Annotated in this window: 14 protein-coding genes; all 14 read left to right on the forward strand. The window is 59.5% G+C overall.

Annotated elements, in window-relative coordinates; genetic code table 11:
• Nucleotides 1-138 precede the first annotated feature (138 nt).
• The 14 genes from DMO26_RS30480 (at nt 139) to DMO26_RS30545 (ending at nt 14,197) form a co-directional block, all read left to right on the forward strand.
• Complete coding sequence (locus DMO26_RS30480) at nt 139-1,029, forward strand: lytic transglycosylase domain-containing protein (protein WP_117196068.1); 891 nt, start codon at nt 139-141, stop codon at nt 1,027-1,029.
• A 52-nt stretch (nt 1,030-1,081) separates the two neighbouring features.
• Complete coding sequence (locus DMO26_RS30485) at nt 1,082-1,420, forward strand: TrbC/VirB2 family protein (RefSeq protein ID WP_117196069.1); 339 nt, start codon at nt 1,082-1,084, stop codon at nt 1,418-1,420.
• 2 nt (nt 1,421-1,422) lie between these two features.
• Nucleotides 1,423-1,722 carry a type IV secretion system protein VirB3 gene (locus DMO26_RS30490; protein WP_117196070.1) on the forward strand — a complete coding sequence of 100 codons (300 nt, stop codon included), beginning with the start codon at nt 1,423-1,425 and terminating at the stop codon, nt 1,720-1,722.
• A gap of 2 nt (nt 1,723-1,724) precedes the next feature.
• Nucleotides 1,725-4,139 carry a VirB4 family type IV secretion/conjugal transfer ATPase gene (locus DMO26_RS30495; protein ID WP_117196071.1) on the forward strand — a complete coding sequence of 805 codons (2,415 nt, stop codon included), beginning with the start codon at nt 1,725-1,727 and terminating at the stop codon, nt 4,137-4,139.
• Nucleotides 4,136-5,215 (forward strand): lytic transglycosylase domain-containing protein, encoded by a 1,080-nt coding sequence (locus tag DMO26_RS30500; protein WP_117196072.1) that lies wholly within the window; start codon nt 4,136-4,138, stop codon nt 5,213-5,215. The genes DMO26_RS30495 and DMO26_RS30500 overlap by 4 nt, the downstream gene beginning before the upstream one ends.
• A 16-nt stretch (nt 5,216-5,231) precedes the next feature.
• The gene (locus DMO26_RS30505) at nt 5,232-5,945 is read left to right on the forward strand and encodes a type IV secretion system protein (protein WP_117196073.1); all 714 of its coding nucleotides are present in this window, start codon (nt 5,232-5,234) and stop codon (nt 5,943-5,945) included.
• On the forward strand, nt 5,946-6,149 hold the full coding sequence (locus DMO26_RS30510) for a hypothetical protein (protein WP_226951473.1): 204 nt from the start codon (nt 5,946-5,948) through the stop codon (nt 6,147-6,149).
• Between the two features lie 7 nt (nt 6,150-6,156).
• The gene (locus DMO26_RS30515; protein WP_117196074.1) at nt 6,157-7,161 is read left to right on the forward strand and encodes a type IV secretion system protein; all 1,005 of its coding nucleotides are present in this window, start codon (nt 6,157-6,159) and stop codon (nt 7,159-7,161) included.
• Nucleotides 7,162-7,188: 27 nt separating this feature from the next.
• A complete protein-coding gene (locus tag DMO26_RS30520; protein ID WP_117196075.1) occupies nt 7,189-7,881 on the forward strand; it encodes a virB8 family protein in 693 nt (230 codons plus the stop codon).
• Nucleotides 7,882-7,928: 47 nt separating this feature from the next.
• The gene (locus DMO26_RS30525) at nt 7,929-8,693 is read left to right on the forward strand and encodes a TrbG/VirB9 family P-type conjugative transfer protein (protein ID WP_404947100.1); all 765 of its coding nucleotides are present in this window, start codon (nt 7,929-7,931) and stop codon (nt 8,691-8,693) included.
• Nucleotides 8,693-9,949 (forward strand): type IV secretion system protein VirB10, encoded by a 1,257-nt coding sequence (gene virB10, locus DMO26_RS30530; protein WP_117196077.1) that lies wholly within the window; start codon nt 8,693-8,695, stop codon nt 9,947-9,949. Before DMO26_RS30525 ends, virB10 begins: the two co-directional genes overlap by 1 nt.
• The gene (gene virB11, locus DMO26_RS30535) at nt 9,912-10,952 is read left to right on the forward strand and encodes a P-type DNA transfer ATPase VirB11 (RefSeq protein WP_117196078.1); all 1,041 of its coding nucleotides are present in this window, start codon (nt 9,912-9,914) and stop codon (nt 10,950-10,952) included. Before virB10 ends, virB11 begins: the two co-directional genes overlap by 38 nt.
• Nucleotides 10,949-12,946 (forward strand): type IV secretory system conjugative DNA transfer family protein, encoded by a 1,998-nt coding sequence (locus tag DMO26_RS30540; RefSeq protein WP_117196079.1) that lies wholly within the window; start codon nt 10,949-10,951, stop codon nt 12,944-12,946. The genes virB11 and DMO26_RS30540 overlap by 4 nt, the downstream gene beginning before the upstream one ends.
• 126 nt (nt 12,947-13,072) lie before the next feature.
• On the forward strand, nt 13,073-14,197 hold the full coding sequence (locus tag DMO26_RS30545; RefSeq protein ID WP_117196080.1) for a metallophosphoesterase: 1,125 nt from the start codon (nt 13,073-13,075) through the stop codon (nt 14,195-14,197).
• Nucleotides 14,198-14,425 lie beyond the last annotated feature (228 nt).

Genomic DNA, 14,425 nt, shown 5'->3' on the forward strand with positions numbered 1-14,425 from the left:
TTTTTGCGTTTCATCATTTTCTGACTTCCGTTCTCAGAATTTTCGATGTAGCTAGACTATTACAGTCTTGACATTGACCTGACAACTGTCAAATTTTCGCTTCGCCAGTTCAGCTTCACAAAGCGAAATCGACCAGGGATGAACGGCATCATGAGCAATGCCAGTCTTGTTATATCAATCGGCGTGATTACTCGGATCCTCGCGTCAGCTGACGTCGCGCTAGCGCAAGAACAATTTGATTTCGAACGCTTTTCTGGGCCGACCTCCAAGGCGGATCAAGCGATTAGCGTTCAGTCGCGGATGACAAACGAGGCAAGCAGATCATTTGAAATCGGCAGCAATGGTATAGCGGCGGAAGTCAGGCCGGTCGAGCAACACCCTTTGGATTCAGACCGATCCGGTCTAGTCCATCGCGGTGCGAGTTACGCCAACAGCCCTGCACCAGCAGCGTCCAGTCCGAACGAAAATCCAGACTTTATAAGTCTAGCAAAGGCACTCCCCAATTTGGAATGCGGCCCGTCGCCGCTCGCACCGGAGGCTATCGAAAGACTTGTCGCCGAGGCAGCGTTGCGCCATTCGATCGACCCTCAATTCGCAACGGCCATCGCCTGGGCTGAAAGTCGGTACGATCAGGTCCGCAATAGCCCGAAGGGCGCGCGGGGCCCGATGCAGCTCATGCCCGGCACAGCCAAGCGTTTCGGTGTGACGGATATCTGCGATCCGGCCAGCAATATCGAAGGTGGCGTTCGCTATCTCCGTGCACTGCTCGACGAATTCAAGAACCCGATGATCGCGGCCGCCGCCTACAATGCAGGCGAACAGTCGATCTATGACAAGGGTGGTTTCCCGGCCTACCCCGAAACCGTCAACTATGTGGCGTCGGTGATCAATCGCCAGCTCGGCGTCAATTTCAGCCGAAAGCGTCCCGGAGCCAATAGAAAACCAAGCTCCAAGGATGAACCCGCGCGTGCGCCTGACGTGATCGGAGTGCGTCCACCAAAATTCGTGAGCGGCGTAATGCAGTTCTGAGCTGCTCGCACCTGCTTGTTCTAAAGCCTCCATGGATAAGAAAGGAACGGTCATGACACTCGGCCTCACCTCCCCCCGCAAAGCCATGTTTCATACAGCGCTCGCCCTCGGCGTGATTGCCGCCAGTCAGTTGGTGATCGCTGACACCGCTCTGGCACAGGCAACGAACCAGGCTTTTGCGCCTCTGCAGACTGTGGTTCAGGCCGTCGTCGATTTCATCACGGGCCCCTTCGGACGCCTCATCGCTATCATCGCCGTAATTGGTCTTGGTTTTCTCGCCTTTGCCGGTCGGTTGAGCTGGTTCACTGCCGGGGCGGTTGTCCTCGGGATCGGCCTCGTCTTTGGCGCGCCGGCGATTGTCGATCAGCTGATCTCGACGGTCGGGAACTGAACATGGCGAGCACGGAAGATGACAAACCGCTGCTGACACCATTGGTGATCGGCCTGACGCGATCGCCGACCCTCTGGGGCGTCCCCTATATGGCAGTCGTGATCGTCATCGGTCTGACGATCATCGCCTGGCTCTTGACCAACGAGCTTTGGGCGCTGCTCACCGCGCCATTTGCCTATCTCTTCCTGTTCACTCTCTGCAGCTGGGACGCCCGTATTCTCGATGTGCTGCAGGTCGCCACCCGACAAACGCCTCGCACCCGTAACAAGACGTTCTGGGGCGCCAACTCCTATGGGCCATGACTATGTTGAACGTCATCAGGGAAGAACTGGCATTTGGCGCCGCGCGTGGCCGTGAGCGGCCGATGGCCCGGCACATTCCCTATCTGCGCCATGTCGCCGACACGGTCTTGAAGCTCGAGGACGGCGCGCTGATGAGTGTTGTCCGGATCGATGGCCTCTTCTTTCAGACGGAAGATCAGGCAGAGATCAACATGCGGTCGATCGTGCAGAACACGTTGATCCGGGCGCTGGGATCGAGCCGCTTTTCGATCTGGTCCACGGTCGTCCGCCGGCAGGTCAATACCACGATTGAGGGGGAGTTCGAGGATCCGTTCTGCGCCGAACTCAATCGACGCTATGCCGCATCGCTCAACGGCAAGCGCATGTTCACCAACGAAATCTATCTGACGGTACTAAGATCCGGCATGCGCGGTGCGCTCGCGGTCGGTGACCGCACGCGTCGTCTTCTCGACCGCACGGCAGGACGAAGCGTCAAGGACGACCAGCAGCGCGAGGCGATCGACGAACTCGAGGAGCTCGTCGGCAATATCGTTCGTGACCTCGGCAAATACGGCGCGCGGGCGCTCAAGATTGTCGAACGCAACGGCGAGCCCTATTCAGAACCCTGCGAATTCCTCAACATGATCCTGACCTGCGGCATCCCGCGCAGGATGCGGCTTCCGCGCATGGGGATTGCCGGTTATGTCGGCACCTCGCGCCTGCACTTTTCCCGGCGGACCATGCAGGCGCAGGGGCCGATCCGCGAGGAAGACAGGTTCGGGGCCATGCTCTCCATCAAGGAGTATCCGCCCTTTACCGGACCCGGCATGCTGGACGGGCTGCTGCAAGTGAACCACGAGTTCATCCTCACCCAATCCTTCACGCTTGCCGACAAACCGATCGCGCAGGAGCGCATCACCCGCCTCAAGCGGCAGATCGGCGCGTCCGACGAAGCAGGCAGCGATGTCGAGAACGATATCGATTTCGCGCTAAACAGCCTCCTCAACCAGGAGGCCGTGTTCGGCTTCCATCATCTGACGCTTCTCTGCCTCTCCCGCGATCTCGACGGCGTCAACAAGGCGGTCTCCGATCTCGGAGCTTGCCTGACGGACATGAACATCAACTGGCTGCGCGAGGATCTGAACCTTGAGGCCGCCTTCTGGGCGCAGCTTCCCGGCAACCATGCCTACATTGCCCGCCGCGCCATGCTTTCAAGCGCCAACTTCTCCGGCCTGTCGTCAATGCACAATTTCGCCTCCGGTCAGCAGGACGGCACGCATTGGGGAAGCCCAATCACGATCCTGGAGACCACCAGCCAGACGCCCTACTGGTTCAATTTCCATCGGCGCGACATCGGCCACTTCCTGGTGACCGGCCCAACGGGCTCCGGCAAGACGGTGGCGCTGACGTTTCTGTTGGCGCAGGCATTCCGTGTCCGTCCCTCTCCGCGCGCCGTGTTCTTCGACAAGGATCGCGGCGCCGAAATCTTCATCCGCGCCATGAACGGATCCTACGAGGTTCTCGCGCCAGGCACGCCAACCGGTTTCAATCCGTTGCAGATCGCGAATACCGGCGAGAACCGCGACTTCCTGGTCCGGCTGCTGAAGGCGATGCTGCGCGGGGACGGCGCATCCGCTTTCGACAGGCAAGAGGAGGACACGCTCGAACGGGCGATCGTTCGGCTGATGCAGGAGCCTGCCGCCGAGCGGACGCTCGCCAACCTGTCCGGCCTGCTGACGGGGCGTTCGCGCGCCGGGCCGAACGATCTGCACGCCCGGCTTCGGCCATGGATCGAAGGCGAAAAGGCCTGGCTGTTCAATGCCCGGCACGATGTCCTGTCGTTCAAGGATCGTGGCGTGTTCGGCTTCGACATGACCAGCATACTGGACAATGACGAGGTGCGCACTCCTGCGCTGATGTATATCTATCACCGCCTCGACGAGCTGTTCGACGGTACGCCTGTCATGATCTTCATGGACGAGGGCTGGCGCTTGTTGCGCGACGCGACGTTCTCGGACTTCATCGTCGATAAGATGAAGACGATCCGAAAGCTGAACGGCATCGTCGGCTTCGGAACTCAATCGGCGGCGGACATTGTCCGCTCACCTGCCTCTCACACTCTGATCGAGCAATCGGCGACAAACATTCATTTCCCAAACCCCCGCGCCGACGAGGAAAGCTATATCCAGCGTTTCGGTCTGACGGTTAAGGAATTCAACTTCATCCGCAACACGCCGCCTGAAAAGCGGGCCTTCCTGATTAAACATGGTAATGACAGCGTCATCGCCCGCCTCGATCTCGGCACCATGCCGGATCTGATCAAGGTCCTTTCCGGCCGCAAGGAAACTGTCGAGGAGTGTGCTCAGTTACGTGAAGTCTATGGCGATGACCCATCCGGTTGGCTTTCCCATTTCTGCGGATGGGAGGTTGAACCATGAGGGCAGTGCTTTCTCTCGGCCTTGCCGGTTCCGCACTCGCCGCAAGTGTCGCCCTCGCCGACGTCCCGGTGCTCGACAACACCAATCTCGATCCGCATGAGCAACGAGACGACACCACGACCAAAATCGAAGATACAGACAAGGATCGCAATACGATGCATACCTCGGTGACCTGCTCGATGTATCGAGCTGGTCGTCGAAACGATCCCGTGGGGGCGGCCGAAGCCAACCCGGAAATCTCCGGCCTGGTGCGCCGTGTCGCGCGCGAGGAAGGCGTCGATGAAAACCAGTTTCTCGCCCTCGTCTATCAGGAGAGCCGCTTTAATCCCTGCGCCAAGTCCAGTGCCGGGGCAACAGGCCTCGCACAGTTGATGCCGGGAACTGCAGCCGGGCTCCGTATCGACGAGAACAATATCGAAGACAACCTGCGCGGTGGCGCACGTTATTATCGCCAGCAGTTGATCCGGTATGACGGGAATGTCTCGCTGGCTCTCGCCGCATACAATTCCGGTTCCGGCAACGTCAACAAATATGGCGGCATACCGCCGTTCAAGGAAACCCAGGGCTACGTCGCCTCCATCACCCAGGACTGGCTGCCCGCATTCGGTGGCTCGGACAAGTCCGGTATCCCCCTGAATTTCGGGGGTGGCGAAACGGCCTACACGGGTATGCGATCCTCGACGCTGAGCGCCATGGGAGCAACGAAAGCGACCGGCGACAGTCTCGGAAATGTCGCGAGCTGGTATCAGCAGCTCGGGCAGCTTCAAACCAGTACGATCCAGGACAGCTGGGATCACAATTCGACCGCACGCAACGCCAATCTCGAAATGATCAACAACGTCATCAAGCTGACGACGGCGATGGCGGATCTGGCGAACGCCCGCAACGCCGTCTCATCGGCCAATCTCTCCGGATCTTCGCAGAGCTCGGCGCCACCGAGAGACGACGACCAAGCCCGCGACACGACCGGCCTCTGCGACCCTCGCCAGAGCCTGGTCTGGAGTGAGGAAGACAAGGCCTGCGTCCAGCGTCGGGAAGACGAAAACCAGGTCCAGTTGATGTTGGAAACGCAATAGCACAGGAGACAGGGAAATGCGGTCCAAGGCTTTCTTCGCTTATGTCGCACTTATCGTACCGGCGGTCGCCGTGTCTGCCGCCCGGGCGGATGTGCCAGTGATCGACAAGACGAATTATGCGGTCGCCAAACAGACAGCAGAGACCACAGACAAAATCCTCGACACCAACAAGAACATCCTCACGACCGTGACCGACACACTCAAGGCCGTCACCGGGGATCGCGCCAGCACGGCGTCGCCTATGAAGGATCTCGCGATCGGCAATGGATTCAGCGTCTCCTCGGTGCCTTCCTTTGATAGTCTCATCAAGGACGGCGTGCCGAATTTCGGGTCGATGAGCGGCGATATCGCCAAAACCGCCACGGTGTTCATCAATGGACTGCAGCTGGTCAAGTCGCTGTCCGGGAAAGAGAACAGCAGCTTTTCCGGCGACAAATCCTACGAGCAGCTCGTCAATGCCGTACTCGGTGTCTCGGCAATGATCAACGGCTCCCAACAAGCGATCGAGACACGCAAAAGCGCTTTCGAACATGCCGGCAGCCAGATCGGCACCTCCCAGGATATCAAGGGCTCGATCGATCAGAATACCCAGCTGCAAGTGCAGTCCGGCCTCACCCTCAACGAGATGATCGGTGTGATGAACGGTGCGGTGACCTCGCTCCAGGTCGAAAACCAGCGGCGGCTGACCGACATTTCCAATACCAAGAAGACGCTGAGCTATGGAAACTGAATGCGGATGCTGAAGCCGGTTGCAGCCTTGCTGATCTGGTCCGCCGTTCTCGCCAGCTGCGGGACAGTTCAGGAAAAGACCGCGCCCTGCAAGCGGCCGGCCAACTTGACATCCTTCGCCGAGGATCCTCGTCGCGAATGCCCGGGCATGCGTGCCGTCAACGATCCGACGGTCGCCTTTGCGGCAATCGGTATCGAGGAATAGCGACGCGATGGAGGACTTTCTCGGCGATCTCCTGAAGCGCATCGAAGATTCCGGCTCGAGCTTTTCCGAGCAGGCCTATACCGTGGTCGGCAACGAGCTGATGCCCCTGCTCAGGATTATCTTCATCGTCTATGTCGCCTGGTACGGCTTTCAGCTGGTGATGGGCACTTCCCGTCTCGGTGTCGGCGAAATCATCGGCCGGATCGCCCGGATGATGATCATTCTGGCGCTTATCAGCTCGTGGGCGAACTTCAACAACCTCTTCTATCATTGGATCAACGACACGCCGGAGGATGTCGGCCGCGCCATCCTTGCGGCGTCCGGAACCGGTATTACCGAACCGACCAACGGCATGTCGCAGATCTGGAAAACGGCCAACCAGGCAGCATCCGCCTTCGCCGAGCAATCGGGCTATTTCTCCATCCTTCCCAGCATGATCGGTGTGCTGATTATGGTCGGCGCAGGCGTCTTCATCGCCATCGCGCTCGCCATCCTCATCCTGGCCAAGGTCATGCTGTGGGTCCTGATCGGCACGGCGCCGATTTTCATCGCCTGCATGTTGTTCGACAGAACGCGCGGATATGGTGTCGGGTGGTTCAACCAGGTCCTGACCTATGCGCTGATCCCCCTGTTCATCTACGTCATCGCCGCATTCCTCATTGCCGCAATGAATCCCGAACTGTCGAAGATCGATGCCGCTAGCGATACCCGGACGCTGACCTTGGCCGATATCGCCGGCTTTCTCTTGCTCTGCATCGCCGGCGGTTTTGTCATGCTCTACATCCAGTCGATCGGACAGGGTATTGCCGGTGGGATCGCCAGCGGCATCGGCAGTGCCGCGGCCAGTATGACCCGTCGACTTGGTATCGACTATCCTCGGAGTATTGGGCGCGGCGCCATGTCCGCCGGCCGCGCTGTCGGCGGGCGGTTCCGTCGCGGAGATGGCGATGATGGTACCGGCGCCCGGTCCGCCATGCAGGACAAAATCTCCCGGCAGGGCACCCCCACCTGATCTGTTCACATCGAAAAGACAAGCTTCATGGCTGAAACCAAAGATATCGATCTTCGCAGCTACTATCAGAGCGGCGACCTGTGGGAGCAGGAGATCGTCAAACGCGCCAAGAGATCACGGGCGCTCGCCTGGTTCGTCACGATGATCTTCGGCTGCATTACGCTCCTGTCCCTGCTGGCGCTGGTCACGCTCGTGCCACTGAAGAGTTTTGAGCCCTATGTCGTCGTCGTCGACAAGAACACCGGCTACCTCGAGGTGAAAAGCGGGCTGACCCGGCCGACGAACCTCACCGAGCAACAGGCGATCACACAGGCCAATATCGTTCGCTACATTCACTCGCGAGAGGGGTATGACCCTTACGCGATTTCGGACAATTTCGGTATCGCGGCGTTGCTTTCGACCGGCAATGCCGCACGTGAACTGCAGGAACTTTACAGTGCCGCGAATGCCAAGAACCCCGCCAAGCTCTACGGCAAGTCCAAGCGGGTGACGACGGATATCGCCTCCGTGACCTTTCCGAACAGCTCGACCGGCATCGTCCGCTTCGCCACGTCGGAAGTGTCCGATACCGACGCAATCACTCGACACTGGATTGCCGTCGTCCGCTTTCGCTACACGGATACCCCGGCGACCAACGAATGGCGGTTCGAGAATCCGCTCGGATTCCAGGTCTACGACTATCGCCGCGACCAGGAAACAGTCACGGGGAGCAACCCGTGATCAGGCAGACGCACATTCTTCTCGGCTTTTCATTTTGGCTCGCGTCGATAATAACCGTTCATGCCGCAGCGACACCCGCGGCAGGCCGGCTCGATCCGCGCATCACCAGCATCACCTACCAGCCGAACAATGTCGTGCGGGTCTTTGCCACATACGGCATCTCGACGATGATCATCTTCGACGAGGACGAAAAATTCGAGACGATTGCGCTGGGCGACACGGACAGCTGGGATGTCGTGCCGACCGACAAAGGCAATATTCTCTTCGTCAAGCCGAAGGCGAAAAACGTGACTACCAATCTAAACGTAGTGACGACCAAGCGCATCTACTATCTCGAACTGAACGACTTTGCGCCTGAAGCTAACAGGCAGGTTTTCGGCATCCGTTTCGTCTATCCGGACAAGGATCTCAATGCCTCACTACGCAGAGAGGCGGAGGCCCGGGCCGCCTATCCAAACATCGCCGGCATCGACAAGGCCAACGTCAATATCGACTACTCCTTCTCCGGCGATGGCAGTCTGAAGCCCCTGATGGTGTTCGACGACGGCAAGAAAACCTTCTTCAAGTTCGGGCCGAAGGTCCCGGCGATTTTCGCGGTCAATTCTGACTTCAGCGAGACCCTTCGCAATTTCCGCCGCGAGAGCGACTACATCGTCGTCGATGGAACTGCGACGCAATATACACTGCGCGACGGCAACCAGTGGACCTGCATCTTCAATCTACGGAAGCCGGACTTCGGCGCGCCGGACTCTTCGATCATGGGGCCATCACGCGATCCCGAAGCGACCAAGCGTAGAAGGAGCGGCAACTGATGCAGCGGTCTCCCGAACTCGAAGCGATGCTTGCCGCCGACCAAACGGAAGTCGGGGACAAGCGTGCCCGACGCAAGCAGTTTCTCGGCGGTGTTGCCCTTCTCCTGGGTGGCGCAGCGCTGGCCTATGTCGTCGTATTCGCCCCGCAACGCAAACCAAACGATGCCCTCAAGGGTGACGAGGAGTTCTCGACGACGACGTTTCGACCGCCGTCCTTCCTGCGCGAAGACCCAAAGCCGGCGACGAAACAGCCTGAAATCATTCAGATCCCCGAGCCTCCCCCGGAGAAGCCGGTTGAAGAGTCTGACACGACCGAATTCAACGTTCCGCCGCCACCGATGGTGGCCACGCCGGCAGAGCCCGATAAACCACCGCCGGAAAAGTTTCCGGAACGATACCGCTCGAAGCAGATCGTCGTCGATATCGCCAAAGCCAGTTCCGCCAACGGGTCCCTCGCAGGCAACAGTGATTCGGAAGGCGGCCCAACGGTCGCCGGCGAGGACCGCGCCAGCAAGTTCCTTGCTACCGCGTCGGCGATCGGCGACCGTTCAGCCACGGCACGACAGATTAAGCGCATCGATGCGATGATCCCGGAAGGCAGCCTGATCCCCGGCATTCTGGAGACCGCCATCGTCAGCGACCTGCCGGGCCAGATCCGCGCCATCACCTCGCAGGACGTCTATTCCTTCGACGGTCGTCGGGTCCTCATTCCGACCGGCACGCGGCTGATCGGCGAATACCAGTCTGAGGTGACGCGTGGGCAGAAGCGGATTTTTGTCATCTGGACCCGGCTGCTGCGGGATGATGGTGTCACCGTCCGCCTGAACAGCATTGGCACCGACAGTCTCGGGCGTTCCGGCCTGACCGGCATCGTCGACAACAAATGGCGCGAGCGCTTCGGGTCGGCCATCCTTCTGTCGATCGTCGGCGGTGGCGCGTCCTATCTGACCGGCTATGGTAGCGGCCAATATAGCTCTGGCGGCAGTAGCAGCGGTGACAACGGCAGCTCGAATTCTGATCGCGCCGCGGATCTAGCTCGCCAGACCATCGCCCAGACTTTTTCCGACATGGCCAATCAGGCGCTCTCGGAAAACCTCAAGATTCCGCCGACGATCAGCATCCAACAAGGGGAGCGCATCTTCGTCTATGTCCGCCAGGATCTCGACTTTTCCGCCATGTATCCGGACCCGGTCGAAGAAGCTCTGAAGGAGATCAAGCATGAGCGAGGCCTCGATCAGGGTCGTTACCGCCAGTAGAACGGATGGCAATGATCCGCATTATTTCCTACGGCGCGCTCTCTCGCCGCTGGCAGCGTTTCTCGATGACCCTAAGGTCGTCGAGATCTCCATCAATCGGCCCGGCGAGGTATTTGTCGAACGGCTTGGCTCCAATCACATGGAGCATCACATAATCGCCGAGCTCACTGCAGCGGAAATCGAGCATATCGGTGAGCGCGTCGCCGCTGCCAGCGACCAATTCATCAGCCGCATCAACCCGCTGCTGAGTGCCGCCCTGCCCTCCGGTGAGCGAATCCAGATCGTCCTGCCTCCCGCAGCTCCGGATGGCGGTTCGATCTCGATCCGCAAGCAGGTGATCAGTGATTTTACCCTGGCGCAATACCGTGATGCCGGCGCGCTCGACAAGGTCGCCGTTACGGTCGACGGATTGAGCGATACAGAGACCAGATTGACCGAACTGCTCGAAGCCGACCGCATCCACGACTTCATCGAGACAGCAGTCCGGGAGCGGGTATCGATCCTGATCAGCGGTGGGACGTCCACCGGCAAGACCACCTTTCTCAACGCCTGCCTGAAGAGCATCAACGAACACGAACGCATCCTGACCCTGGAAGACACGCGCGAGCTGTTTCCGCCCCAGCGCAACAGCGTCCATCTTCTCGCCTCTCGCGGCGACCAGGGCACGGCGCAGGTGACCATTCAATCGCTGCTCGAAGCTTCACTGCGCATGCGGCCGGATCGGCTCTTCGTTGGAGAGATCCGCGGCTCGGAAGCCTTCGCCTTCCTGCGCGCCATCAATACCGGTCATCCCGGCAGCATGTCGACGGTTCACGCCGACACGCCAATGGGCGCCTACGAGCAACTCGCCATGATGATGATGCAGGCCGGCATGTCGTCCGGATATTCGAAGCAGGATCTGATGTCCTATATTCGCATGGTGATCCCGATCGTCATCCAGCTCCGGCGCGACGGCGGCCGGCGCGGCGTCTCCGAGATCTTTTATGCGCGGCGCACACCATGAGCCGCGGCTATCTCGCCTTCTATCTACTGCTTTGTGCTTTGATCGCAGTCGCCGTCTGGATGCTTACCTATAGCCTGATCCTGCAGATCGTCTGGAAGGATGGCAGGATTTTCCATCTGATGACGACCACCAATCCGTTCGCACCGTTCCAGCAGTTTATAGCCTACTCCACCAATCGGTCGCTCCAGCTTGTGGCGCTTGCTGCAGCCGTTCCAGCGATCGGCGCGGCTGCAGCTTCGGCAGCTTTCGGTCTGCGGCGCCCGGCAAACCCGCTAGGCGACGCGGCCTTTCAGGATGTCGCCGCTATGCGAAAAGGTGGGTGGTTTCGCAAGGACGGGCATGTCTTCGGCAAGATCGGCGGGCGGATCCTGCGTCGCAAGGATGATCGGCACCACCTGATCATCGGGCCGACACGTTCCGGCAAGGGCGTCGGCTATGTCATCCCCAATGCTCTGATGTTTCCGGGGTCGATGATCGTCACCGATCTCAAGGGCGAGATTTTCGATCTGACGGCCGCCTATCGCAAAACGCAAGGACATCAGGTGTTTCTGTTTTCGCCGGGCGCACCAAAGACGCATCGATGGAACCCGCTCGACTTCGTCCGATCCGATCGCGGCAGTCGCACGATCGATATCCAGAACATGGCGGCGATCCTCATCCCGGAGACTGTCGGCTCGGAGAATGCAGTATGGCAGGGAACCGCACAACAGGTGATCGCCGGGGTGATCAGCTATGTTCTGGAGAGCGGCCACTATCGTAACAGGCGCAATCTCGGCGAGGTCAACGCCTTCTTTAATGCCGGCGTCGATCTCCAGGTGCTGATGAAACTGGTGAAGGAGACCGAGACCGATCTTTCCCGGTTCACCACCGACAGCTTCAACGCGTATATCTCCCTTAACGAACGCGCGGCCCGGTCAGCCCTTCTCGATATTCAGAAGGCGCTCGCGCCGTTTCGCAATGAGCGGGTGGTCGCGGCGACCGCCGTCACTGATATGGACATTGCCTCGTTGCAGCGGCGTCCGGTGACGATCTATCTGGCGCCCAACATCACCGACATGACGATCCTGCGGCCACTGCTCACCCTGTTCGTCCAGCAGGTCATGGATCTGCTCACCCGCGAATACGATCCCACCGCCCTGCCCGTGTATTTCCTGCTCGACGAATTCCGGCAACTGAAGAAGATGGACGAGATCCTTAACAAGCTTCCCTATGTTGCCGGATACGGTATCAAGATGGCTTTTGTCATCCAGGACCTGAAGAATATCGACGAGATCTATGGCGAGACCTCGCGGCACTCGCTGCTCGGCAATTGCGGCCTCCAGCTCATTCTCGGCGCCAATGATCAGGCCACAGCAGAATATGCCTCGCGAGCGCTCGGCAAGCGCACGATCCGCTATCAATCGGAATCCAGAACCCTCGAACTTGTCGGCATTCCGCGCCGGACAAAGGTCGAGCAAATTCGCGAACGCGACCTGATGATGCCGCAAGAAGTTCGGCAGATGCCGGAGGACCGCGCCGTTCTTCTCGTCGAGGGACAAAGGCCGATCTTTGCCGGCAAGGTCAAATATTACGCGTCACAGCCTTTTAAAAGCGCAGCCGATCGCAAGGTGCACGTGGCGATCCCGGAGGTGGAACTTACGGCCCTCTCCGCGGTGCCTGCAACACTGGCGAACTACGCAGGGGGAGCGAGCGAGGTGATGGCCGTCCCGAAGCGGGCCATCGAGGTCGATATCCCCCAGCTCGCAAAGCGGCCCGATAGGATTGCGCGCTCCGTGACCGCGGCACCACGCGGGTCTCAGCGGCCCCTAAAAGCCACGGACGCAACAATCGATGGAAAATCAGGCAACCGCCTCGGTGAGACGGCGCAACGGCTCAAATCGGCCGTCTCGAAAACGCTTGCCTCCTCGCCATATGGCTCCGAACGAAGGCGCCAGAGCATTCTCGAGATCCTCGCCAAGACCGTTCCCGATCCGCAGGAAGTCGGGCTCGAGTGAACGGCGGGAGACATGGAGACCGGTCCCGGCATTTTCTACAACCACGCAGGTCAAGGCACTTGCGCCCTGAGCTGCCAGTCGCCACTTGTCGGTTTCCCGTCGATCCGCATTGCCTGAGGCGCGTCCATGTTCCACTTCATCCTCGCCGCCCCATGGTTTGTCGTCGTTCTCCGATTTGTCCCGGCCCTGCCGCTCGTCCTGCCCACGAAGCTCACCCTGGCCGCGGTCCTGCTGGTGGCGTCGCAGCACCTGCTCATCAATCGCATCACGTCGGGTTCGGTCTTTTCCCCCGAATATCCCCGTCCTTTCATTATTCTCTTAAACCTCCTGTTCGGGGCGATGGTGTTTCTCGCCGTGTTTCAGATCGCCCTGGACCTGATGTCCTTGATCATCGCCGCCGCGAAAGGACGGTTTCCGCAGGTACCGGTCGAGGTGCGGTATGCGATGGGTGTCGTCGCTGTTGGCCTGGCTGCCTACGCTGTCAGCCAAGCGATATGCCTTCCTGCAGTCAAGAACGTCGACATCACCATTGCGGGTCTCCCGCCGGAATTCGAAGGTTATCGGATCCTTCAACTAACCGATCTCCATATCAGCCGCCTGTTTCCGGCGCGATGGGCCGAAGCACTTGCTTCCTCGTCGAACGCGCTCGATGTGGACCTGATAGCGATAACAGGGGATTTCATCGACGGGACGGTAGAGAAACGGCGAGACGATGTCGCGCCGCTTGCAATGCTCAGGGCGCGCGACGGTGTGCTCGGTATTCCTGGAAACCACGAATATTTCTTTGGTTATGACGATTGGATGCGGCACGACAGGAGCCTTGGCATCCAGATGCTGGAGAACCAGCACGTGGTTCTCAAGCGCGGCGATGCAAGTCTGGTCATCGCAGGTGTCACCGATCTTGCGGCCAGCCGTTCTTCATTCCCCGCTCCCAATCTCAACGCCGCTATCAGAGACGCGCCGGCTGGCGTCCCCATAATCCTGCTCGATCATCAGCCCCGCATGGCTGAGCAAGCGGCAAAGTCAGGCGTCGCCCTTCAGCTATCCGGCCATACGCATGGTGGGATGGTGACTGGTCTTGATCGTCTGGTGGCCAGGAGTAACAATGGTTTTGTATCCGGCCGCTACAACATCGGCACCATGCAGCTCTATGTGAACAATGGAACCGCGCTTTGGCCGGGCTTTGCGCTCAGGATTGGACGGCCTTCCGAGCTCACCGTTTTCATCCTCCGCGGCAGCGGTAAGAGGTGACCGGCAGTTTCGCCGGAGTCGCGAAGACGCCAAGCAGGGTCCGATGCTCAACGATTGAAGATTGGAGTTGAACAGGCACTACGAGATCAGAATCCCAACGCTGACAAAGCTGAGCGGCACCCGGTGTACGCCGTCTGCCACACAATAGTCATTCCGCGGTCCAAAAGCGCTAGCGTCATCACGCCACCAAAGAGCCAAGCGGCAAACCGCCCAAAGCCGTCGTTCGAT

The organism is Rhizobium terrae (assembly GCF_003425685.1).
In the GTDB taxonomy this organism is placed as follows: domain Bacteria; phylum Pseudomonadota; class Alphaproteobacteria; order Rhizobiales; family Rhizobiaceae; genus Neorhizobium; species Neorhizobium terrae.